Raw genomic sequence first — 22006 nt, forward strand, 5'->3', positions numbered from 1 at the left:
CCCCTCTACAGCTTCATCAGGTTGGCGTCGTCGACCGAGGCCGAGTGGCGGACACGGAAGATCATCAGAATGATCGCGAGACCCACCACGACCTCCGCCGCCGCGACGACCATCACGAAGAACGCGATGATCTGGCCGTCGAGGTTGCCGTGGATCCGGGAGAAGGTGACCAGCGCCAGGTTGCAGGCGTTGAGCATCAGCTCCACGCACATGAAGACGATGATCGCGTTCCGCCTGATCAGCACGCCCGCGGCGCCGATGGTGAACAGCAGCGCGGACAGGTACAGGTAGTTGACCGGGTTCACTTGGTGGCGCCCTCCGACTCGGACTCCTCGCCGTCGCGCGGCCGGCCCGGCGCGGCCCGGCCGAGCCACATCTCGGCCTGCCCCTCGAGCTCGGCGACGTCGGCCAGCGGCTCGTTCCTGACGTCCCGCATCTGGCCGCGGGCCCGCAGGGTGCGGTTCACCGACGCCTCGGCGATGGTGCCGTCGGGCAGCAGGGCGGGGATGTCGTTGGCGTTGTGCCGGGCGTAGACGCCGGGCGCGGGCAGCGGGGTGAGCTGCTTGTTCTCCCGGACCCTGCGCTCGGCCAGCTCCCGCTGGGTCGGCGCCTTGGTGATCCGCTCCCGGTGGGTGAGGACCATCGCGCCGACCGCCGCGGTGATCAGCAGCGCGCCCGTCAGCTCGAACGCCCACACGTACCGGTTGAAGATCAACTGGGCCAGGCCCTCGACGTTGCCGCCGCTGTTGGCCTCGCCGAGCCCGGTGAAGGAGTCGATGGAGGCGTTCCCGATCCCGGCGGCGAGCAGGATCCCGAAGCCCACCCCGCAGAGCGCGGCGAGCCAGCGCTGGCCCTTGAGGGTCTCCTTCAGGGAGTCCGCCGCGGTGACGCCGACCAGCATCAGCACGAACAGGAACAGCATCATGATCGCGCCGGTGTAGACGACGATCTGCACGATGCCCAGGAAGTAGGCGCCCTGGGACAGGTAGAACACAGCCAGGATGATCATGGTGCCGGCGAGGCTGAGCGCGCTGTGCACGGACTTCTTCATCGTGACGGTGCACAGGGCCCCGACCACCGCGATCGTGCCCAGGATCCAGAACTGCACCGCCTCGCCGGTGGAGGTGCCGGTCTGCGCAAGGGCGTTCACGAGTCGGCCTCCGAACGGGCGGCTGAGGCGTTCCCCGCGGCCTCGCGCACGGGAGCGGCCACATTGCCCTCGTCGTCGGGCTGGTCGATGCGGGAGCTCGGGGTCTGCGTCCCGGTCCCCGGCGCCGCCTCGGTGACCAGGCCGCGGTAGTAGTCGTCGTCCGTCGTCCCCGGGTACATCGCGTGCGGCGGGGCGACCATGCCGTCCTCCAGGCCGACGAGCAGCTCCTCCTTGGTGTAGATGAGCGACGCCCGGCTGGAGTCGGCCAGCTCGTACTCGTTCGTCATGGTCAGCGCCCGGGTGGGGCACGCCTCGACGCACAGGCCGCACAGGATGCAGCGCAGGTAGTTGATCTGGTACACCGCGCCGTAGCGCTCCCCTGGGGAGTAGCGCTCCTCCTCGGTGTTGTCCGCGCCCTCGACGTAGATCGCGTCGGCGGGGCAGGCCCAGGCGCACAGCTCGCAGCCGATGCACTTCTCCAGCCCGTCCGGGTGCCGGTTGAGCTGGTGGCGGCCGTGGAAGCGCGGCGCCGTGGGCTTCTTCTCCTCGGGGTACTGCTCGGTCAGGGGCTTTTTGAACAAACCCTTCAGCGTGACGCCGAAGCCCGAGACCGGGCCCAGGAAATCAGGCACCGTCTGTCTCCTTAGCTGTGTTGTCCGCGCCCGCCTGCGTGCCGGCGCCGCCGGACGAGGCGGTCCCGACCAGGTGGGCGTCCGCCTCCCGGGCCGCCCGCGGCTTGCGGCGCGGCACCGGCGGCAGGGTCTGCCCCGGCAGCGGCGGGACGGGGAAGCCGCCCGCCATCGGGTCGAAGGGCTGCTGCGGCGCGAGCGCCTTCGCCGCCTCCTCCTCGCGTTCGCCCCCGCCGCGGACGAAGTCCACGACGAAGGACAGCAGCGCCACCACCAGTACGCCGCCCGCCACGTACAGGGCGATCTCCTGGAAGTCGTAGCCCTCGTTGCGCAGCGCGCGGACGGTGGCCACCAGCAGCAGCCAGACCATGGAGACCGGGATGAGGATCTTCCAGCCCAGGTGCATGAACTGGTCGTAGCGCATCCGTGGGAGCGTGCCGCGCAGCCAGATGAACAGGAAGATCAACACCTGGAGCTTGAGGAAGAACCACAGGATCGGCCACCAGCCCTGGTTCGCGCCCTCCCAGAAGCCGCTGATCGGCCAGGGCGCCCGCCAGCCGCCGAGGAACAGCGTGGTGGCGACGGCCGAGACGTTCACCATGTTGATGTACTCGGCGAGCATGAACATCGCGAACTTGATCGACGAGTACTCGGTGTTGAAGCCGCCGACCAGCTCGCCCTCGGCCTCCGGGAGGTCGAAGGGGGCGCGGTTGGTCTCGCCGACCATCGCGATGATGTAGACGATGAAGGACACCGGCAGCAGCACCGCGAACCAGCGGTCCTGCTGCGAGTTCACGATCTCCGAGGTGGACATCGAGCCGGAGTAGATGAACACCGCCGCGAACGACAGGCCCATGGCGATCTCGTAGGAGATCATCTGCGCGGTGGAGCGCAGACCGCCGAGCAGCGGGTACGGCGAGTTGGACGACCAGCCCGCCAGCACGATGCCGTAGATGCCCACGGACGCGGTCGCCAGGATGTACAGCACGCCGACGGACAGGTCCGTGAGCTGCATCGTGGTGCGCTCGCCGAACACCGAGATCTGGTGGTCGGCCGGGCCGAACGGGATGACGGCGAACGCCATGAACGCGGGGATCGCCGCCACGATGGGCGCCAGCAGGTACACCGCCCGGTCGGCGCCCTTGACGACGATGTCCTCCTTGAGCATCAGCTTCACGCCGTCCGCGAGGGACTGGAGCGTCCCCCACGGGCCGTGCCGGTTGGGCCCGATGCGCAACTGCATCCACGCGACGACCTTGCGCTCCCACACGATGGACAGCAGCACGGTCACCATCAGGAAGGCGAAGACGAAGACCGCCTTCAGGCAGACCAGCCACCACTCGTCGGTCCCGAAGAGCGACAGGTCCTCCGCCGCGGTCACGGTCATGAGTCCTCCTCCGCACCAGCCGTCGCGGCCGCGCCGGCCGTCCCCGCCGCCTGAACCGGGGCGGCGCCGTCCGGCCGCGCCGGGCCGATCGTCACCAGCTCGCCGGGCACCCGGCCCAGCTCGTGCGCCGCGCCGCGGCCCACCGAGTTCAGCGGCAGCCACACCACCCGGTCCGGCATGGCCGCCACCTTCAGCGGCAGCTCCACCGAGCCCGCGGGGCCGGTGACCCGCAGCGGCTCGCCGTCCGCGACGCCGGCCTCGGCCGCGGTCGCGGGCGAGAGGTGCGCCACGGCAGGGTGCCGGGTGCCGGACAGGTGCGGCTCGTGCTCCTGGAGCCTGCCGTTGTCCAGCAGCAGCCGGTGCCCGGCCAGCACCGCCTCCCCCGCGCCCGGCCGCACGGGCTGGCGCCCCGGCTCGGTCGGCGGGGTCACCCAGCCGCCGGTCCACGCGCCGAGCCGGTCCAGCTCGCGCCGGGCGGCGGCCACGTCGGGCAGGCCCAGGTGCACGTCCATGGCGTCGGCCAGCATGTTGACCACGCGCAGGTCGGGCAGCAGGTGCCGGGTGGTCATCTGGTCGGGCTTGAGCGCGGCCTCGAACAGGCGGGCACGGCCCTCCCAGTCCAGGAACGTCCCCGACTTCTCCGCGACCGCCGACACCGGCAGCACCACGTCGGCGCGCCGGGTGACCTCCGAGTGCCGCTGCTCCAGGCTGACCAGGAACCCGACCGCGTCCAGCGCCTCCAGGGCGCGCCGCGGGTCCGGCAGGTCGTCCACGTCCACACCGCCGACGACCAGCGCGGCGAGCTCGCCCGCGGCCGCGGCGCCGAGGATGCCCGCGGTGTCCCTGCCGAAGCGGTTCGGCAGCTCCGCGGTCCCCCACACCAGGGCGGTCTCCTCGCGGGCCACCGGGTCCAGCGCCGGGCGCCCGCCGGGCAGCAGCCCCGGCAGCGCCCCGGCCTCCAGCGCGCCGCGCTCGCCCGCCCGGCGCGGGATCCAGGCCAGGGCCGCGCCGGTCGCCGCGGACAGCCGGCCCGCGGCGGTGAGCGCGCCGGGCACCCCGGCGAGCCGCTCGCCGACCAGCACCACCGCGCCCGGCTCGCGCAGCGCCTCGGCGGCGGCCAGCGCCCCCTCGGGCGGCTGGGAGCCCGCCAGCGCGTCCAGCCACTCCGGCTCGGTGCCGGGCGCGGCCGGGAACAGGGTGCCGCCGAGCTTGGCCAGGCCGCGGGTCGCGACCGGGGCGACCGACCAGATCCGCAGGCCCTTCCTGCGGTGCGCCTTGCGCAGCCGCAGGAAGACGATCGGCGACTCCTCCTCCGGCTCGAAGCCGACGAGCAGCACCGCCGGGGCCTGCTCCAGCGCGGCGTAGGTGACACCGGAGCCGTCCAGGGACACGCCCCGCCCGGCGACCTCGGCGGCGAGGAACTCCGCCTCCTCGGCGCTGTGCACCCGGGCGCGGAAGTCCACGTCGTTGGTGTGCAGGGCGACGCGGGCGAACTTCGCGTACGCGTAGGCGTCCTCCACCGTCACCCGGCCGCCGGTGAGCACCCCGGCCCGACCGCGCGCCCCGGCCAGCCCTTTCGCCGCCACCTCGAGCGCCTCGGGCCAGCCGGCGGGGGTGAGCTCACCGGTGGCCGGGTCGCGCACCAGCGGGGTGGTGATCCGGTCGCGGCCCTGGGCGTAGCGGAAGGCGAACCGGCCCTTGTCGCAGTTCCACTCCTCGTTGACCTGCGGGTCGTCCGCGGCCAGGCGCCGCAGGACCTTGCCGCGCCGGTGGTCGGTGCGGGTCGCGCAGCCCGAGGCGCAGTGCTCGCACACGCCGGGCGAGGAGACCAGGTCGAACGGACGCGAGCGGAAGCGGTACGCCGCCGACGTCAGCGCCCCGACCGGGCAGATCTGGATGGTGTTGCCGGAGAAGTACGACTCGAACGGCGCCTGGTCGCCGGTGCCGACCTGCTGGAGGGCGCCGCGCTCGAGCAGCTCGATGAACGGGTCCCCGGCGATCTGCTGGGAGAAGCGGGTGCAGCGCGCGCACAGCACGCAGCGCTCGCGGTCCAGCAGCACCTGCGAGGAGACCGGCACCGGCTTGGCGAAGGTGCGCTTCTTCCCCTCGAACCGGGAGTCCGGGTCGCCGACCTGCATCGCCTGGTTCTGGAGCGGGCACTCGCCGCCCTTGTCGCAGACGGGGCAGTCCAGCGGGTGGTTGATCAGCAGCAGCTCCATCACGCCGCGCTGCGCCTTCTCGGCGACCTGCGAGGTGAACTGGGTCCTGACCACCATGCCGTCGGTGCAGGTGATGGTGCAGGAGGCCATCGGCTTGCGCTGGCCCTCGACCTCCACGATGCACTGGCGGCAGGCGCCCGCCGGGTCCAGCAGCGGGTGGTCGCAGAACCGGGGGATCTCGACCCCGATGAGCTCGGCGGCCCTGATGACGAGCGTGCCCTTGGGCACGCTGACCTCGATCCCGTCGATGGTCACCGTCACGAGGTCCTCCGGCGGGACCGCCGGGGCGCCCGCCCGCGAACCGGTCGTGACCGTCATGCGTTCACCTCCTGGGGAGCGGGGTTGGCCCGGTCCGCCCACGCGGTGGACGCTGCCGGGTCGAACGGGCAGCCGCGCTGCTCGATGTGCGCCTCGTACTCGGCGCGGAAGTGCTTGAGCGACGACAGGATGGGCGCGGCGGCGCCGTCGCCGAGGGCGCAGAAGGACTTGCCGAAGATGTTGTCGGAGATGTCCGACAGCTTCTCCAGGTCCTCCGGCTTGCCGTCGCCCGCCTCGATGCCGCGCATCAACTGGACGAGCCAGTAGGTGCCCTCCCGGCAGGGGGTGCACTTGCCGCAGGACTCGTGCGCGTAGAACTCCGTCCAGCGGGTGACGGCGCGCACCACGCAGGTGGTCTCGTCGAAGCACTGGAGGGCCTTGGTGCCCAGCAGCGAGCCGGCGGCGGCCACGCTGTCGAAGTCCAGCGGCACGTCCAGGTGCTCGTCGGTGAACAGCGGCGTGGACGAGCCGCCGGGCGTCCAGAACTTCAGCCGGTGGCCCTTGCGCATGCCGCCGGACATGTCGAGCAGTTGCCGCAGGGTGACGCCCATGGGGGCCTCGTACTGGCCGGGGTTGGTGACGTGCCCGGACAGCGAGTAGAGGGTGAAGCCGGGGCTCTTCTCGGTGCCCATGGAGCGGAACCACTCCTTGCCGCGCGCCAGGATGGCGGGCACCGAGGCGACGGACTCCACGTTGTTGACCACGGTCGGGCAGGCGTACAGGCCCGCCACGGCCGGGAACGGCGGGCGCAGCCGCGGCTGGCCGCGCCGCCCCTCCAGGGAGTCGAGCAGCGCCGTCTCCTCGCCGCAGATGTAGGCGCCCGCGCCGGCGTGGACGGTGATCTCCACGTCCAGGCCGGAGCCGAGGATGTCCTTGCCGAGGTAGCCCGCCTCGTACGCCTCGCGCACCGCGTGGTGCAGGCGCCGCAGCACCGGCACCACCTCGCCGCGCAGGTAGATGAAGGCGTGGTTGGAGCGGATCGCGTGGCAGGCGATGACCATGCCCTCGATCAGGGCGTGCGGGTTGGCGAACAGCAGCGGGATGTCCTTGCAGGTGCCCGGCTCGGACTCGTCCGCGTTGACCACCAGGTAGTGCGGCTTGCCGTCGCCCTGCGGGATGAACTGCCACTTCATGCCGGTGGGGAAGCCCGCGCCGCCGCGGCCGCGCAGGCCCGCGTCCTTCACCAGCGCGATGACGTCGTCGGGCGGCATGGCCAGGGCCTTGCGGAGCCCTTCGTAGCCGTCGTGGCGCAGGTAGGTCTCCAGCGTCCAGGACCTGGGGTCGTCCCAGAACGCGGAGAGCACCGGCTGGAGCAGCTTGTCGGGACCGAGCGTGTCGGAGGTGGTCATCGGCCCTCCCCCTGCTCTCCGCCGGCGACCGGGCCCGCGGGGTTCGCCGGGTCGGACGCCGAGGTGGGCCGCGGGGCGTCGTGCGAGCTGGGGCTCGGCGGGGCGTCCTGCACGGCCTCGGCCTGCGGCGGGACCTTGCCCCTGGCCGGGGCGGGCCCGGCGGGGGCGGCCTCGCCCCGGTGCAGCCTCAGCCCGGCGAGCGAGGCGGGGCCCGCGCCGCCGGTGGCCTCCACGGCGCCGGGGCGCGGGTCCGGGAACCCGGCGAGGATGCGGGCCGTTTCCTTGAACGTGCACAGGGGCGCGCCCCGGGTGGGCTCGGCGCCGCGCCCCGCCCGCAGGTCGTCCACCAGTTTCTTCGCCGATTCGGGGGTCTGGTTGTCGAAGAACTCCCAGTTCACCATCACCACGGGCGCGAAGTCGCAGGCCGCGTTGCACTCGATGTGCTCGAGGGTGATCGCGCCGTCCTCGGTCGTCTCCTGGTTGCCGACGCCCAGATGACGCTTGAGCTCCTCGAAGATGGCGTCCCCGCCCATCACCGCGCACAGGGTGTTGGTGCACACCCCGACCTGGTAGTCGCCGGAGGGGCGGCGCCGGTACATGGTGTAGAAGGTGGCCACGGCGGTCACCTCGGCCAGGGCCAGGTCCAGCATCTCGGCGCAGAACCGCATGCCGGTGCGGCTGACGTAGCCCTCCTCGGCCTGCACCAGGTGCAGCAGCGGCAGCAGCGCGGAGCGGCTGCCCGGGTAGCGGGCGATGACCTCCTTGGCGTCCGTCTCCAGACGGGCGCGCACCTCGGGCGGGTAGTCCGGAGGCGGCAGCTCCGGCAGTCCGAGATCCACCTGAGCCGTCATCGGTCCACGCCTCCCATCACGGGGTCGATGCTCGCCACGGCGACGATGACGTCGGCGACCTGGCCGCCCTCGCACATCGCCGACATCGACTGGAGATTGCTGAACGACGGGTCGCGGAAGTGGACCCGGTAGGGCCGGGTGCCGCCGTCGCTGACCACGTGCACGCCGAGTTCGCCCTTGGCGGACTCCACGGCCGCGTACGCCTGGCCCGGCGGCACGCGGAAACCCTCGGTGACGAGCTTGAAGTGGTGGATCAGGGCCTCCATGGAGGTGCCCATGATCTTCCTGATGTGGTCCAGGGAGTTGCCCAGCCCGTCCGGGCCGAGGGCGAGCTGCGCGGGCCAGGCGATCTTCTTGTCGCCGACCATGACCGGGCCCGGCTCCAGCCGGTCCAGGCACTGCTCGACGATGCGCAGGGACTGCCGCATCTCCTCCAGCCGGATCAGGAACCGGCCGTAGGCGTCGCAGGTGTCGGTGGTCGGCACGTCGAACTCGTAGGTCTCGTAGCCGCAGTAGGGCTGCGCCTTGCGCAGGTCGTGCGGCAGTCCCGCGGAGCGCAGGACCGGTCCGGTGGCGCCGAGCGCCATGCAGCCGGTGAGGTCCAGGTAGCCGATGTCGCACAGCCGGGCCTTGAAGATCGGGCTGCCGGTGGCGAGCTTGTCGTACTCCGGGAGGTTCCGGCGCAGGGTCTTCACCAGCTCGCGCAGGTGGTCCACGGCGCCGGGCGGCAGGTCCTGGGCCAGTCCGCCGGGGCGGATGTAGGCGTTGTTCATCCGCAGGCCGGTGATCAGCTCGTAGGCGTCCAGGATGTGCTCGCGGTCCCGGAAGCCGTACACCATGACGGTGGTGGCGCCGAGCTCCATGCCGCCGGTGGCGATGCACACCAGGTGCGAGGAGAGCCGGTTGAGCTCCATCAGCAGCACGCGGATGACGTTGGCGCGGTCCGGGATCTCGTCCTCGATGCCCAGCAGCTTCTCCACGGCCAGGCAGTAGGCGGTCTCGTTGAAGAACGGGGTGAGGTAGTCCATGCGCGTCACGAAGGTGACGCCCTGGGTCCAGGTGCGGTACTCCAGGTTCTTCTCGATCCCGGTGTGCAGATAGCCGATGCCGCAGCGGGCCTCCTGCACGGTCTCGCCGTCGATCTCCAGGATCAGGCGCAGCACACCGTGCGTGGAGGGGTGCTGGGGGCCCATGTTGACCACGATGCGCTCGTCGTCGTGGCTGCCGACGGCCTTGACGACCTCGTCCCAGTCGCCGCCGGTGACGGTGTAGACCGGGCCCTCGGTGGTCTCCCTGAACTCCGCCTGGTGGGTGCTGTTCGTACTCATCAGCTGTACGACCTCCGCTGGTCGGGAGCCGGGATCTGGGCGCCCTTGTACTCGACGGGGATGCCGCCGAGCGGGTAGTCCTTGCGCTGGGGGTGGCCCTGCCAGTCGTCCGGCATCATCAGCCGGGTCAGGGCCGGGTGGCCGTCGAAGATCAGCCCGAAGAAGTCGTAGGTCTCCCGCTCGTGCCAGTCGTTGGCCGGGTAGACCTCCACCAGCGACGGGACGTGCGGGTCGGCGTCGGGGGCCGTGACCTCCAGCCGGATCAGCCGGTTGTGGGTGATCGAGCGCAGGTGGTAGACGGCGTGCAGCTCGCGCCCGGCGTCGTCGGGGAAGTGCACGCCGCTGACGCCCAGGCACAGCTCGAAGCGGAGCGCCGGGTCGTCGCGCAGGGTCCTGGCCACCTGCACCAGGTGCTCGCGGCGCACATGGAAGGTGATCTCGCCGCGGTGGACGACGACCTTCTCGACGGCCTCCTCGTAGGCGGCGCCCTGCTCCTCCAGCGCCCCGTCGAGCTCGTCGGCGACCTCGTCGAACCAGCCGCCGTAGGGGCGGGGGGAGGGCGCGGGCAGGCGGACGGTGCGGACCAGGCCGCCGTAGCCGGAGGTGTCGCCCGGCCCCTCCGCCCCGAACATGCCGCGGCGGACGCCGACCGCCTCGCCCTCTTCACCGCGGGGGGCGGGTACGGCCCCGCCGGTCAGGTGCGGCTCACTCACCGGAGAAGCCCCTTCATCTCGATCGTCGGCACCGCCTTCAGCGCGGCCTCCTCGGCCTCCTTGGCGGCCTGCTCGCGGTTCGCCCCGAGCGGCGAGTGGCGGATCTTCTCGTGCAGCTTGAGGATCGCGTCCATGAGCATCTCGGGGCGCGGCGGGCAGCCGGGCAGGTAGATGTCGACCGGCACGATGTGGTCCACGCCCTGCACGATCGCGTAGTTGTTGAACATGCCGCCCGAGGAGGCGCACACGCCCATGGAGATGACCCACTTGGGCTCGGGCATCTGGTCGTAGATCTGCCGCAGGACCGGCGCCATCTTCTGGCTGACCCGGCCGGCGACGATCATCAGATCGGCCTGCCGCGGTGAGGCGCGGAACACCTCCATGCCGAAGCGGGCCAGGTCGTACCGCCCCGCGCCGGTGGTCATCATCTCGATCGCGCAGCACGCGAGGCCGAACGTGGCCGGGAAGACCGACGACTTCCGTGCCCAGCCCGCGGCGTTCTCGACCGTGTCGAGCAGGAAGCCGCTCGGCAGCTTCTCCTCAATACCCATCCGAATCGCCCCTATCGCGAATGCCGCGGGCTCGCGCCCGACGGCGGCCCGGCTACCGTCCCGCTGGTCCGGTCAGTCCCACTCGAGCCCTCCCCGGCGCCACACGTAGGCGTAGGCGACCGCCACCGTGAGCGCGAAGAGCACCATCTCGACCAGGCCGAACAGGCCCATGGCATCGAAGGACACCGCCCACGGGTAGAGGAAGATGATCTCGATGTCGAAGATGATGAACAGCATCGCCGTCAGGTAGTACTTGATCGGGAAGCGCCCGCCGCCGATCGCCTGCGGCGTCGGCTCGATGCCGCACTCGTACGCCTCGAGCTTGGCCCGGTTGTAACGCCTGGGCCCGATGAGGACGGCCAGGATCAGCGACCCGATCGCGAAGGCGGCCGCGAGGCCTCCGAGTACGAGGATCGGCGCGTAGGCGTTCACGTCCTCGGCTCCTCTCTCCAGTCGGCGTTGACTGCGGACGGGCCATATGTGAGTCAGTTCACAAGCCCGGATCGCCTGCATCCTATTCCCCCAGCTCTGTGATCTGCGACACGGGGTCGCGCCCCAGGTTTGTGATCTTTGACACCCGGGGTCGGGGGTTGAGCGCGAGGCGGTCCGGATACTCGTACCTCAAGCGCACACATGATCACCTGTGGTGAACTTTTGCCTGGTCAGCAGGGGTGCGAGCGGCGAGTCCACTATCAAGCCGGGCAGTGCGGCGCAAATTTGATCGGCCTCGAGCGCCGTGCTAGCGGCCGGGCCCCTCCGGGGCGGGGCGAGTCGCCGCGGCGAGGATGTCCGCGGATTCACAAGCGGCCCGCCGCCGGTCCCGGTGGTGCCGGACTGTGCCGGTGGCCGAAATGCTGCGATCATGAGCCGGGCGGGCGCGCGACACGCGACGCCCGGCAGGAGCACGGCGCCGCGCGGGAGACGCGGGAGAACGGGGAGGCTGAGGATGGCAGACGGCTGCCTGGGGCGGAAGAGAAAAGACAAAAAGAAGAAGAACAAGGGAGACGCGTCCGACTGCGGCTGCGACGGCCTGGACTGTTGCAGCTTCCAGCTCTGGACGCAGGTGCACATGCTCGGCGCGGTGGTCTGCGCGGTGCTGGGCGTCGGCCGCACGGTGCGGGCCATCAACGCCGAGGCCGCGGGCCGGGTCGGAGCCGCGCCCCGCGGGTTCCTCGCCCGCCGCATGCACACCGCGGTGCGCTACTACCAGCTCCGGATCAGCCCCCGCTACGGCGCGCGCTGCCGCTACACCCCGACCTGCTCGGCCTACGCGGCCACCGCCCTGCGCCGCCACGGCGCCCTGCGCGGCGGCCTGCTCACCCTGCGCAGGCTGGCCCGCTGCACCCCGAACGGGGGCCGCGGAGCCGACCCGGTGCCCGGCATGTGAGGCGGGCGGCACACGCACGCGCGGGGGCGGGCCGGACGGCCCGCCCCCGCGCGCGTCAGACGGCCGGGACCGCCCCGCGCCGCCGGCCGCGCCGCAGCGCCACCCACGCCGCGGCCACCGCCGCCGCCACCGACAGCGCCGCGCACCCCCCCGTCACCCCGCCGAGTTCCGGCCACGGCACCACCACCGCGCTGTCCACCGACAGCACCGCCAGCGCCAGTTGCAGCCCCAGCAGTTGCACCGCGACCACCCCCGCCCCGAGCACCGCGCCGACCACGGCGACCAGCAGCGCCTCGGCGGCGGCCACCCGCACCGCCTGCCCGGCCGTGGCCCCGGCCAGTCGCAGCGCGGCCAGCTCCCGCGTCCGGTCGGCCACCGCCATGGCCTGGGTGTTCACCAGCGAGAGCGCCGTGTACAGCAGCGCGATGCCCAGCACCAGGAACACCCCCAGCCTGGTCTGCTCCCCGGTGCGGGGATGGGTGGCCGCGACCCAGCGGGAGGCCGTCGCCACGGTGGCGCCGTAGGGCCGGGCCGCCTCGCGCAGCCCCGCGGCGACCGCCTCCCGCCCGGCGCCTTCCCGCACCCGCACCTCGACCCGGGTGACCTCCGCCCCGCCGGCGTTGCGCGGGGTGACGTACACCCCGTTGTCCCCCGTCCCGGCCCGCATCACCGCCACGATCCGCAACCGCGCCGCGCGCCCGTCGCCCAGCCGCACCGGCACCCGCTCGCCCACGGTGCGCCGGGTCCACTCCTCGTTGACGACGATCCCGCCGTCGTCCAGGTCCGCCAGGGAGCCCGCCACCAGCGGCGGCCTGGCCAGCGCCCGCAGTTCGGCGGGCTCCGCGGCGTGCGCCCGCGACCGGATCACCGCGGGCCCCTCCCGCGCGTACACCCGTCCCTCGGCGAACGCCGCCGTCCGCGCGCCCGCCACCGCCCGCACCCGCCGCACCAGGTCCGCGGGCAGCGCCGCGCCGTCCGCGGCGACCACGAAGTCCGCCGCGGTGCGCGCCCTCGCCTGCGCGGCCCTGGCCTCGCCGGCGGTGGCCGCCGCGCCGAGCAGGCAGCCGGTGAGGGCCACGGTGAGCAGCACCGGGGCGGCGGCGGCCGCGGTGCGCCGGGCGCCCGCGGACGCGCCCGCCGCGGCGAGCCTGCCGGTGACGCCGGGCAGCCGGGACAGCGGCCGGGCCAGCGCCGCCACCAGGGGGCCCGCCAGCGCGGGCGCGAGCAGCGCGCACGCCCCGGCGAGCAGCATGGGCCGGGTGGTGTAGGTCTTGCGGTGCAGCAGGTCACCGGGGTCGGTGACCAGCCCGACGGCCATCACCCCCACCGTGCCCGCGGCGAGCGCCGCGCCGCACAGCAGTCGCCCCAGGGGCCGGAACCGGTCGTCGGCGGCGGCCTGCCGCAGCGCCTCGGCCGGGGCGACCCGGCCCGCGCGCGCCGTCGCCGCCACCACCCCGGCCAGCGCCACGAGCAGCCCGGTCCAGAACGCCACGTGCAGCGGCCACCGCTGGTCGCCCACCGCGAACCACTCGGGCGCCGCCCCCCGCTCCACCAGCCACGACGCCAGGACCGGCGCGCCCGCCGCGCCGAGCGCGCACCCCGCGGCCGACGCCGCCGCCCCGACCACCGCGGCCTGGCCCAGCACCACCGCCCTGACCTGCCCCGGTGTGGCCCCGGCGAGCCGCAGCAGGGCGAACTCGCGCCGCCGCCGCGCCACCGAGAAGGCGAACGTGGACGCCACCACGAACACCGACACGAACCCGGTCACCCCGGCCGCCGTGCCCAGCAGCGCGTTCACCGTCACCAGCGCCCGCGCGTCCCGGTCCGGGTCAGGGTCGGCGGCGCGCCGGGCGTCCCCGGTGAGCACCCGCAGCCCGGGGGCGTCCCGCACCGCGGCGCGCACCGCGCCCGCCGGCGCGCCGTACACCGCGACCGCCTCCACCCGGGGCGCGATCCGGGCCGCCTCCGCGTCGGGGAGGAACACCGCCGACTCGAACGGCCGGTCCGCGACCACGCCCACCACGGTGCGCCCGCCCACTCCCGCGGGCGTGACCAGGCGCACCCGCTCCCCCACCCGGACCCCCGCGCCCGCCTCGACCACGACCTCGCCCGCCACGGCCGGCGCCCGCCCCCGCAGCAGGTGGTACGGGGTGAACGCGTGCGCCGCCCACGGGTGCCCCACGGTGCCTCGCGGCAGGCCGTCCATCCGCACCGGGAAGGTGCGGTCCGGCACCACCCGGCCGGTTCCGGCCAGTTGCCGCAGCACCTCGTCCGGCACCGCCGCGGCCCGCTCCAGCGGCACGGTCCTCTCCCCCACCCGCGCCTCGTCAGCGCCGCGCACCACCACCGGCGCCGCGGCGAACCGCTCGGTGCCGCGGCGGGGCGCGTCGAAGGTGGCGGCCAGCGCCAGGCACATCGTCGCGATCACCCCGACGCCGAGGGCCAGGGCCAGGAACGTGCCGGTGAACGTCGTCCAGCGCGCCCGCAGCGCCACCCTCAGCACGTCGCCGCCCCCGCCGCCCCGCCGCGGGTCCGCGCCACCGCTGCGGGCCCTGCCCCGCCGCCCCTGCCGTGCTCCGTGCCGGTGCTGTGATCCATGGCGGCAAGCCAACCGGCCGCCCCCGGGCCGCCGCAGGAACCCGGGGCCCACTTCGGGGGTGGGGCCAGGCATACCCGGGAAGCGGCCCCTGCCCCCACCGCGCGCCGGCGGGGGACGGCTCTACCGTGGCCGGATGCCTCTCCTTCGCCGTCCGCCCCGCCCGCGCCCGTGGCGCTCGGCCCTGTACCTGCTCGGCTCCGCCCCCGTGGGCGCGGCCGCCCTGGTGGCGCTGGTGGTGCTCGCGGCGGTGGGCGCGGCGCTGTCCGTCGTCCTGGTCGGCCTGCCGCTGCTGGGCGCGCTGTGCCTGGGCGGGGTGCCGCTGGCGGCGGTCGAGCGGCGGCGGCTGCGGCTGGTGGACGGCGCGCCCGCGCCGAGCCCGCACGCGGAGCCGGACCGGCCGGGCCTCGCGGCGTGGGCGCGCACCCGGTTCCGGGAGGCCGCCACCTGGCGGGAGCTGGGGTTCGGGGTGCTGTTCGCGGTCGTCCTGTGGCCGCTCGACCTGCTGGCCGCGTTCCTGGCCGTCGCGGTGCCCGCGGGCCTGGTGGCCACGCCCGTGCTGTTCGCCACCGTCGGCGAGGGCGAGGAGGCCACCGTCGTCAAGGAGTGGACGGTCACCTCCTGGCCGCAGGCGCTCGCGGTCGCCGCCCTGGGCGCGGTCGCCTTCCTGCTGCTCGCCCACCCGCTGACCGCCCTGGCCCGGGCCAGGGCCGCGCTCACCCGCGCGGTGCTGGTCCCGCGGGACGCCGAGCGGAAGCTGCCCGAGGTGGTGCGCTCCCGGGCCCGCCTGGTGGACGCCTTCGAGGCGGAGCGGCGCCGCATCGAGCGGGACCTGCACGACGGCGCCCAGCAGCGCCTGGTCGCCCTCACCATGACACTGGGCCTGGCCCGCCTCGACGCCCCGCCCGGACCCCACGCCGACCAGTTGGCCCGCGCCCACGAGCAGGCCCAGGCCGCCCTCGCCGAGCTGCGCGAGCTGGTCCGGGGCATCCACCCGCGGGTGCTCACCGACCTGGGTCTGGCCGCCGCCGCGGCCGACGCCGCCGACCGCTGCCCCGTGCCGGTGGACACCGACGTGGAGCTGCCCTCCCGGCTGCCGCCCGCCGTGGAGTCCGCCGCCTACTTCGTGGTCTGCGAGGCCCTGACCAACACGGCCAAGCACAGCGGCGCGGGCCGCGTCCGCCTGCACGCCCGCGTGCGCGACGGCAGGTTGCGGCTGGCCGTCCACGACGACGGCGGCGGCGGCGCCGACGCCTCCCGCGGCACGGGGCTGACCGGCCTGGCCGACCGGGTCGCCGTCCTGGACGGCACACTGTCCCTGTCCAGCCCGCCCGGCGGGCCCACCGTGCTGAGCGTGGAGATCCCTTGCGAGTAGTGCTGGCCGAGGACAGCGTCCTGCTGCGGGAGGGCCTGGCCGCCCTGCTGGAGCGGTTCGGCCACGAGGTGGCGGCGGCCGTCGGCGACCCGGCGGCGCTGGCCGAGGCCGTCGCCGCGGCCGCCCCCGACATCGTCGTCACCGATGTGCGCATGCCCCCGTCCTTCGCCGACGAGGGCCTGCGCGCCGCCGTGGCGCTGCGCGAGCGCCACCCGGGGCTGCCGGTGCTGGTGCTCAGCCAGTACGTGCAGCGCGCCTACGCCGGCGACCTGCTCGACTCCGGCGGCGGGCGGGCCGTCGGCTATCTGCTCAAGGACCGGGTCGGCCAGGTCGCCGAGTTCGCCGACGCGCTGGACCGGGTGGCGGCCGGGGGCACGGTCATCGACCCGGAGGTCGTCCGCCAGTTGCTGCGGCACCGCCGCGACCCGCTGGAGCGCCTCTCCCCGCGCGAGCGCGAGGTGCTGGCCCTCATCGCCGAGGGCAGGTCCAACGGCTCCATCGCCAGGGCCCTGGTCGTCAGCGAGGCGGCCGTCGGCAAGCACATCGGCAGCATCCTCACCAAGCTCGACCTCCCGCCCGCCGAGGACACCCACCGCCGGGTGCTGGCGGTACTGGCGTACCTGCGGGCGTGAGCCGGGCGCGGACCGCTGAGCGGCACCCGGGCACGCTCTTCTACCAGACCGGCGGCCACCGGCGGGGCGATATGCCGCAACTGCCCGCACCACACGGCGACCGTGCCAGTCTGAGTCCATTTCCGACCCGGAGGACACGGTGGCGATTCACGTCTGCGGCAGCACTTTGGCCGCACTTGAGGAGAAAGTGGAGCAGGGAGGGGGTGCGGTCGTCGTCAGCAACTTGACGATCCGGGTCCTGGAGGAGCGGGAACGGTTGCGGATCGAGCGCCTGCGGGCGGTCTGCGAACGGCTCCGCGGGCGCGATCTGGAGACCTTCCCGCAGGTGCAGCTGTGGCCGGACGAGTGGAAGACGCTGGTCATCTACAGGCCCGAGCTGACCACGGTCCGCCTCGGCGCCGTGGGCAAGAACCGCGACTCCCTCCTGTTCGTCCTCGACGCGCTGAACAAGCCGACCGCCGCCCAGCACGCCGTCTCCACCCACGCTTTCCGACGCTCCCTGCTCGCCCTGACCGCGGGGGCGCAGCGACCCCCGGCCGGGGCGCGCAGACTGAGGATCGCGTAAGGCGCGCGGTGTCCGCCCGTCGCCCAGGAGGGGCGACGGGCGGAGGTGACTCCGCGCGCCTCACGCCCGCGGCGTCACCTTCGACAGCCCGTTGATCACCCGGTCCATCGCGTCCCCGCCCCGCGGGTCCGTCAGGTTCGCCAGGAGCTTGAGGGTGAACCGCATCAGGGTGGGGTGGGTGAGCCCGCGCTGGGTGCACAGGCGCATGACCGTGGGGTTCCCGATGAGCTTCACGAACGCGCGGCCCAGGTTGTAGTACCCGCCGTAGGTCTCCTTCAGGGTCCGCGGGTACGCCTGGAGGGCCAGCTCGCGCTGTGCCGCCGTGGCGCGGGCGTGCGCCTGGGTGATCACCTCGGCGGCGATCTGCCCGGACTCCATGGCGTAGGCGATGCCCTCGCCGTTGAACGGGTTGACCATGCCGCCCGCGTCGCCGACCAGCAGCAGCCCGCGGCCGTAGTGCGGCTGGCGGTTGAACGCCATCGGCAGGGCCGCGCCGCGGATCGGGCCCGTCATGTGCTCCTCGTCGAAGTTCCAGTCCTCCGGCGTGGACGCGCACCAGGCCCGCAGCACCTCCCGCCAGTCCAGCTCCTTGAACGACGAGGAGGTGTTGAGCACCCCGAGCCCCACGTTCGCCGTCCCGTCGCCCATGCCGAACACCCAGCCGTAGCCGGGCAGCAGCCGCTCCTGCCCGTCGCGGCGGTCCCACAGCTCCAGCCAGGACTCCAGGTAGTCGTCCTCGTGGCGGGGGCTCTCGAAGTAGGTGCGGACGGCCACGCCCATCGGCCGGTCGTCGCGGCGGTGCAGGCCCATGCCCAGCGACAGCCGGGTGGAGTTGCCGTCGGCGGCCACCACCAGCGGCGCGTGGAAGACGACCGGCGTCTTCTCCTCGCCCAGCTTCGCCCGCACCCCGGTGATCCGGCCCGTGCGGTCGTCCAGGACCGGCTCGGTGACGTTGCACCGCTCGTGCAGGCGCGCGCCCGCCTTCTGCGCCTGGCGAGCCAGGATCTCGTCGAAGTCGGCGCGCTTGCGGACCAGGCCGTACTCGGGGAACGCGGACAGCTCCGGCCAGTCCATCTCCAGGCGCATGCCGCCCGCGATGACCCTCAGGCCCTTGTTGCGCAGCCACCCGGCCTCGGGCGAGACGTCCACGCCCATCGCCACCAACTGCTTCACGGCGCGCGGGGTGAGCCCGTCGCCGCACACCTTCTCGCGCGGGAACGCCGTCTTCTCCAGCAGCAGGACGTCCAGCCCGGCCCTGGCCAGGTGATAGGCGGTGGCGGAACCCGCCGGGCCCGCGCCGACGACGATCACATCGGCAGTGTGCTCGGACGCAGGGGTGTCGGTCACGTTCGCATCTCCCGCAGGAAGGCTGGGCGACGGTCCGGACCAGACCGGCGCAGGACAGTTCCCAGGAAGTTTATTCCCCCGCCGTCACCGGCCACCCGCCGCGCCCTGCCTGCCCCCGCCCGCCGCGCCCTGCCTGCCCCCGCCCGGCCCTACTCGGGCCGCACCGCCCGGTGCAGCGCCACGATCCCGCCGCTGAGGTTGCGCCAGGCCGCCCTCCCCCAGCCCGCGTCCCCGATCCGGCGGGCCAGCGCCGGCTGGTCGGGCCAGGCCCGGATCGACTCCGCCAGGTACACATAGGCGTCCGGGCTGCTGCTGACCGACCTCGCCACCGCCGGCAGCGCCCGCATCAGGTACTCGGTGTAGACGGTGCGGAACGGCGCCCACACCGGGCTGCTGAACTCGCACACCACCAGCCGACCGCCCGGGCGGGTCACCCGCAGCATCTCGGCCAGCGCCGCGTCGGTGTCCTGCACGTTCCGCAGCGCGAAGGAGATCGTCACCGCGTCGAACGCGCCGTCCCGGAACGGCAGCCGGGTCGCGTCGCCCGCGGCGAACCGCAGCCCCGGGTACCGGCGCCGGCCCTCCCGCAGCATCCCCAGCGAGAAGTCGCAGGACACCACCCGCGCCCCCGCCTCCGCGAACGGCAGCGAGGAGGTGCCCGTCCCCGCGCCCAGGTCCAGCACCCGCTCCCCCGGCCGCGCCGCCACGGCCTCGGCCACGGCCCGCCGCCACAGCCGGGTCTGGCCCAGCGACAGCACGTCGTTGGCGATGTCGTACTTCGCCGCCACGTCGTCGAACATCGCGGCGACTTCCTGCGGCTGCTTGTCCAGGGAGGCTCGGGTCACGGCGCCATTGTCCCACCCCGCCCTTCCGCGGGGACCGGGGGCGGGCGCTACCCTCACAGCGGGTGAACGTCCGACCACGATCGGGGAGCAGCGTGTCGTTCGAGCAGGAGTGGGCGCGGATCCGCGACGAGGCCGCGCGCGAGCGGATCGGGACCCGCCTCAACCAGGCGGGCGGCGGGGGCGGCGGGGAGAGGCTGAAGGTGACGGCGGGCGTGCTGACGAAGCGCGCGGAGCACGCCGACCGGGTGCGCGCCAACCTCGCCAAGGCCGACGACGCCGCGATGAAGGAGACCGAGCAGGTGCCGGACGGCCTGAAGGGCTTCGCGTCGGCCGCCGCCTTCGACACCTTCCGCACCCGGTGGCAGGGCCAGATGTCCCACCTGCTCAGCGTGCTGGAGGAGGGCGTCGCCGGGGCGCTGCGCGCGGCGGCGACCGACTTCACCGCCGAGGACGCCGCGCAGGGCGGCAACCTCAACGAGCCGAGGATCTGAACCGCGATGACCCTCGGCTACCGCACGGTCCGCGACGCCGACCTGACCCCGCTGTCCGAGGCCGTCGCCAAGTGGCGCAACCTGCCTGGGCAGTTCGACACGGTCGCCGAGTCCTTCAGGAACGACGTGGCCAAGGGGCTGCGCGACTCCGACTGGGAGGGCAAGGCGGCCGACGCGGCCTTCCGGAGGTTCGACACCGTCGAGAAGGAGCTGAAGGCCGCCGCCGACGAGGCCAGGGACGTCCACCGCCTGCTGGACGACGCCCTGCGCACCCTGCGCGACGTCCAGCGGCGCCTGAAGGACGTGGAGGCCGACATCGCGGCCAACGAGCACCTGCGGCTCTCCGCCGAGGGCCAGGTCTCCTACCACCCGCCCGCCGACGCGGACGGGCACACGGCGGCGCTCGTCAAGAGCCACCAGGACACCGTCCGCGCCTACCAGGAGCGCATCCAGCGCGTCCTGGACGACGCCGCGGACGCCGACACCGCGCTGCACTGGGCGCTCACCCAGGACGGCAACGGCCGCCGCAAGGGCTTCGACCCGGGCGCGTTCTCCAGCCTGGAGGCCGCGGAGCGGGGCCGCCGCACCGCCCGCGAGGACGCGCGGGCCGCCACCGAACTCCTCCGCCTCGGCGACGGCGCGAGCGACCGGCAGTTGGCCCGCCTCAACAAGCTGCTGTCCACCCACGAGGGCGACCCGTACTTCGCGGAGCTGTTCGCCACGAGGACCGGGGCGGCGGGCACCCTGGACTTCTGGCGGAGCGTCGCCGACAAGGAGCACCTGCCCGACTCCCGCCGCACCACCCTCGAACGCCTCCAACGCTCCCTCGGCTTCACCCTGGCCACGGCCACGCACTCGGAGAGCGGGGCGATGCGGGGGTGGAAGCGGGAGATGATCGAGCTCGGCGAGCAGCGGTCGGTGTCCATGGACACGCGGAGCAACCGGGCGGTGGGGTCGTACGGATTCCAGGTGATGAGCAGCCTGATGCGATACGGGACCTACGAGACGGAGTTCCTGAAGGACTACGGCAGCAAATTGATCGCCTTCGAGAGGGATCAGACCGGAGGCAAGGGCAAGATCGGCGACTTCTGGAACCCGACCGGCGAGCGCTCCTACCTGAACCGGGGCGGCGAGGACTGGGGCAACGACCCCATGGCGGGCTTCATGGAGGCGCTGGGGCACAATCCGGAGGCGGCCAAGGAGTTCTTCCATTCGGATGAGAAGATCGACCCGGAACTGAAGTATCTGCTGGAAGAACGGCAGTGGCCGGGCGACGCCGTCTCGGAAAAGGGAAAGGAAAGTGGCTTCGGGTATGGAGAGTTGGGTCACGCACTCGAAGCCGCCACCCTGGGAGTACCGTACGACCAGCAAGAACTCGGGCATCGGCGAGACCCCGCCACCGCTGACATCGCCAGGCACATCATCAGCACCGTCACCTCGGACATGACGTTCGTCAGCAGCAGGCCGGAGATCAGCGAGAGCCTGGCCAGGATCGGGGCGGGTTATCTCGACGACTTGAACTGGGCCGCGTCCAACTTCGGTGACGCTTCCCACGACCAGGACGTGCGCGCCAGCGCGTTCGCCCTGCCCGGGCAGGGCGAACGAGGCGACGAAGCAGCCAGCCACGTGAATCTGAAGCACGAAACCGCCATCGCGTTCCTGGAGGCGGTGGGTAAACAGGAGGGCGCTTACGAGATCCTCTCGGCCGCCCAGCAGACATACACGGTGAACGGGTTGAAGGCACACCTTCAGCCCGACGCGAGTACCGCCTGTCTCATCGAAACCGGAGCGAAGGTCCACGGCATCCTCGACCAGGCCCGCATCAACGACATCGATGAAACATACGGCGCAATGACAGAACAAGCCAACCGAAAGCTCGCAGAAGCGGCGGAGTGGAAGAAGTTCGGCATCGGCACGGGACTGGGTGTCACGGCGGGGCTGGCGACTGCGCCCTTCGGAGGGCCCACCACGTCGGCGGCAGTCGCGTTCGCCGTTCCGGCGGCCGCCGACACGGTGATGGGAGCGTTGGACACCAAGCTCGGCATCGACATCGACCGCAAGCTCGAACAGAACGCGGCCAACTTCAACCAAAAGGAAAGCATGGAGAAGAGGGAATTCTTGGAGGAAGGCAGAAGGGCGGCGATGGCCCCGGCTGACGCCTATATCCAGGCCCTCGACCTGCCCAGCGAAAGCCCATGGCTGCAATCTCTGGACGTCGAGGGGCGCTACAACGACGGACAGAACGCGCTCGACCAATCGGACACGGACTGATC

At 73.2% G+C, this 22006-nt stretch carries 20 protein-coding genes; 6 read left to right on the forward strand and 14 right to left on the reverse strand.

Annotation, left to right across the window (positions count from 1 at the left end; all coding sequences use genetic code 11):
• Nucleotides 1-5 precede the first annotated feature (5 nt).
• The 11 genes from nuoK to ACYVO2_RS29435 all read right to left on the reverse strand — a co-directional run bounded on the left by nuoK (nt 6) and on the right by ACYVO2_RS29435 (nt 10927).
• Nucleotides 6-305, reverse strand: coding sequence for an NADH-quinone oxidoreductase subunit NuoK (gene nuoK / locus ACYVO2_RS29385; RefSeq protein ID WP_461011065.1), 300 nt, complete (start codon nt 303-305; stop codon nt 6-8).
• Nucleotides 302-1150: an NADH-quinone oxidoreductase subunit J gene (locus ACYVO2_RS29390; protein WP_461011066.1), complete on the reverse strand. Its 849-nt coding sequence runs from the start codon at nt 1148-1150 to the stop codon at nt 302-304. The genes nuoK and ACYVO2_RS29390 overlap by 4 nt, the downstream gene beginning before the upstream one ends.
• On the reverse strand, nt 1147-1782 hold the full coding sequence (nuoI, locus tag ACYVO2_RS29395; protein ID WP_461011067.1) for an NADH-quinone oxidoreductase subunit NuoI: 636 nt from the start codon (nt 1780-1782) through the stop codon (nt 1147-1149). Before nuoI ends, ACYVO2_RS29390 begins: the two co-directional genes overlap by 4 nt.
• Nucleotides 1775-3166: an NADH-quinone oxidoreductase subunit NuoH gene (nuoH, locus tag ACYVO2_RS29400; protein ID WP_461011068.1), complete on the reverse strand. Its 1392-nt coding sequence runs from the start codon at nt 3164-3166 to the stop codon at nt 1775-1777. The genes nuoI and nuoH overlap by 8 nt, the downstream gene beginning before the upstream one ends.
• The gene (locus tag ACYVO2_RS29405) at nt 3163-5703 is read right to left on the reverse strand and encodes an NADH-quinone oxidoreductase subunit G (RefSeq protein ID WP_461011069.1); all 2541 of its coding nucleotides are present in this window, start codon (nt 5701-5703) and stop codon (nt 3163-3165) included. The genes nuoH and ACYVO2_RS29405 overlap by 4 nt, the downstream gene beginning before the upstream one ends.
• Complete coding sequence (gene nuoF / locus ACYVO2_RS29410; RefSeq protein ID WP_461011070.1) at nt 5700-7052, reverse strand: NADH-quinone oxidoreductase subunit NuoF; 1353 nt, start codon at nt 7050-7052, stop codon at nt 5700-5702. Before nuoF ends, ACYVO2_RS29405 begins: the two co-directional genes overlap by 4 nt.
• Nucleotides 7049-7903 (reverse strand): NADH-quinone oxidoreductase subunit NuoE, encoded by an 855-nt coding sequence (gene nuoE, locus ACYVO2_RS29415; protein ID WP_461011071.1) that lies wholly within the window; start codon nt 7901-7903, stop codon nt 7049-7051. Before nuoE ends, nuoF begins: the two co-directional genes overlap by 4 nt.
• Nucleotides 7900-9231 carry an NADH-quinone oxidoreductase subunit D gene (locus tag ACYVO2_RS29420; protein ID WP_461011072.1) on the reverse strand — a complete coding sequence of 444 codons (1332 nt, stop codon included), beginning with the start codon at nt 9229-9231 and terminating at the stop codon, nt 7900-7902. Before ACYVO2_RS29420 ends, nuoE begins: the two co-directional genes overlap by 4 nt.
• Entirely contained in the window at nt 9231-9944 is a 714-nt protein-coding gene (locus ACYVO2_RS29425) for an NADH-quinone oxidoreductase subunit C (RefSeq protein ID WP_461011073.1), read from the reverse strand. The genes ACYVO2_RS29420 and ACYVO2_RS29425 overlap by 1 nt, the downstream gene beginning before the upstream one ends.
• Nucleotides 9941-10495, reverse strand: a complete 555-nt coding sequence (locus ACYVO2_RS29430; protein WP_461011074.1) for a NuoB/complex I 20 kDa subunit family protein — start codon at nt 10493-10495, stop codon at nt 9941-9943. Before ACYVO2_RS29430 ends, ACYVO2_RS29425 begins: the two co-directional genes overlap by 4 nt.
• A 72-nt stretch (nt 10496-10567) precedes the next feature.
• Entirely contained in the window at nt 10568-10927 is a 360-nt protein-coding gene (locus tag ACYVO2_RS29435; RefSeq protein ID WP_461011075.1) for an NADH-quinone oxidoreductase subunit A, read from the reverse strand.
• A gap of 514 nt (nt 10928-11441) precedes the next feature.
• Between ACYVO2_RS29435 and yidD the strand changes: the two genes are divergently transcribed.
• Nucleotides 11442-11882: a membrane protein insertion efficiency factor YidD gene (gene yidD / locus ACYVO2_RS29440; RefSeq protein ID WP_461011076.1), complete on the forward strand. Its 441-nt coding sequence runs from the start codon at nt 11442-11444 to the stop codon at nt 11880-11882.
• A gap of 55 nt (nt 11883-11937) precedes the next feature.
• Here the strand turns inward: yidD and ACYVO2_RS29445 are convergent, their stop codons facing one another.
• Complete coding sequence (locus tag ACYVO2_RS29445) at nt 11938-14385, reverse strand: FtsX-like permease family protein (RefSeq protein ID WP_461011077.1); 2448 nt, start codon at nt 14383-14385, stop codon at nt 11938-11940.
• A 229-nt stretch (nt 14386-14614) separates the two neighbouring features.
• On the opposite strand from ACYVO2_RS29445, the gene ACYVO2_RS29450 reads away from it, so the two are divergent.
• The 3 genes from ACYVO2_RS29450 to ACYVO2_RS29460 all read left to right on the forward strand — a co-directional run bounded on the left by ACYVO2_RS29450 (nt 14615) and on the right by ACYVO2_RS29460 (nt 17050).
• Nucleotides 14615-15853 carry a sensor histidine kinase gene (locus ACYVO2_RS29450; RefSeq protein WP_461011078.1) on the forward strand — a complete coding sequence of 413 codons (1239 nt, stop codon included), beginning with the start codon at nt 14615-14617 and terminating at the stop codon, nt 15851-15853.
• Complete coding sequence (locus ACYVO2_RS29455; protein WP_461011114.1) at nt 15853-16485, forward strand: response regulator; 633 nt, start codon at nt 15853-15855, stop codon at nt 16483-16485. The genes ACYVO2_RS29450 and ACYVO2_RS29455 overlap by 1 nt, the downstream gene beginning before the upstream one ends.
• A 187-nt stretch (nt 16486-16672) precedes the next feature.
• Entirely contained in the window at nt 16673-17050 is a 378-nt protein-coding gene (locus ACYVO2_RS29460) for a hypothetical protein (protein ID WP_461011079.1), read from the forward strand.
• Nucleotides 17051-17110: 60 nt separating this feature from the next.
• Here ACYVO2_RS29460 and ACYVO2_RS29465 read toward each other — a convergent pair whose 3' ends face one another.
• Together ACYVO2_RS29465 and ACYVO2_RS29470 are read right to left on the reverse strand one after the other, a co-directional pair.
• Complete coding sequence (locus tag ACYVO2_RS29465; protein WP_461011080.1) at nt 17111-18397, reverse strand: geranylgeranyl reductase family protein; 1287 nt, start codon at nt 18395-18397, stop codon at nt 17111-17113.
• Between the two features lie 149 nt (nt 18398-18546).
• A complete protein-coding gene (locus ACYVO2_RS29470; protein WP_461011081.1) occupies nt 18547-19242 on the reverse strand; it encodes a demethylmenaquinone methyltransferase in 696 nt (231 codons plus the stop codon).
• 62 nt (nt 19243-19304) lie between these two features.
• On the opposite strand from ACYVO2_RS29470, the gene ACYVO2_RS29475 reads away from it, so the two are divergent.
• Both ACYVO2_RS29475 and ACYVO2_RS29480 read left to right on the forward strand, forming a co-directional pair.
• The gene (locus ACYVO2_RS29475) at nt 19305-19733 is read left to right on the forward strand and encodes a type VII secretion target (protein ID WP_461011082.1); all 429 of its coding nucleotides are present in this window, start codon (nt 19305-19307) and stop codon (nt 19731-19733) included.
• Nucleotides 19734-19739: 6 nt separating this feature from the next.
• On the forward strand, nt 19740-22004 hold the full coding sequence (locus tag ACYVO2_RS29480; protein ID WP_461011083.1) for a hypothetical protein: 2265 nt from the start codon (nt 19740-19742) through the stop codon (nt 22002-22004).
• Nucleotides 22005-22006 lie beyond the last annotated feature (2 nt).

It is taken from the genome of Streptomyces capparidis, assembly GCF_054782095.1.

Bases quoted from the DNA above. Each gene is read 5' to 3' on its own strand.
- ACYVO2_RS29480 (WP_461011083.1), top strand. From the start codon at position 19,740: ATGACCCTCGGCTACCGCACGGTCCGCGACGCCGACCTGACCCCGCTG.
- ACYVO2_RS29405 (WP_461011069.1), bottom strand. From the start codon at position 5,703: ATGACGGTCACGACCGGTTCGCGGGCGGGCGCCCCGGCGGTCCCGCCG.
- nuoH (WP_461011068.1), bottom strand. From the start codon at position 3,166: ATGACCGTGACCGCGGCGGAGGACCTGTCGCTCTTCGGGACCGACGAG.
- ACYVO2_RS29430 (WP_461011074.1), bottom strand. From the start codon at position 10,495: ATGGGTATTGAGGAGAAGCTGCCGAGCGGCTTCCTGCTCGACACGGTC.
- nuoF (WP_461011070.1), bottom strand. From the start codon at position 7,052: ATGACCACCTCCGACACGCTCGGTCCCGACAAGCTGCTCCAGCCGGTG.
- ACYVO2_RS29420 (WP_461011072.1), bottom strand. From the start codon at position 9,231: ATGAGTACGAACAGCACCCACCAGGCGGAGTTCAGGGAGACCACCGAG.
- ACYVO2_RS29450 (WP_461011078.1), top strand. From the start codon at position 14,615: ATGCCTCTCCTTCGCCGTCCGCCCCGCCCGCGCCCGTGGCGCTCGGCC.
- nuoE (WP_461011071.1), bottom strand. From the start codon at position 7,903: ATGACGGCTCAGGTGGATCTCGGACTGCCGGAGCTGCCGCCTCCGGAC.
- yidD (WP_461011076.1), top strand. From the start codon at position 11,442: ATGGCAGACGGCTGCCTGGGGCGGAAGAGAAAAGACAAAAAGAAGAAG.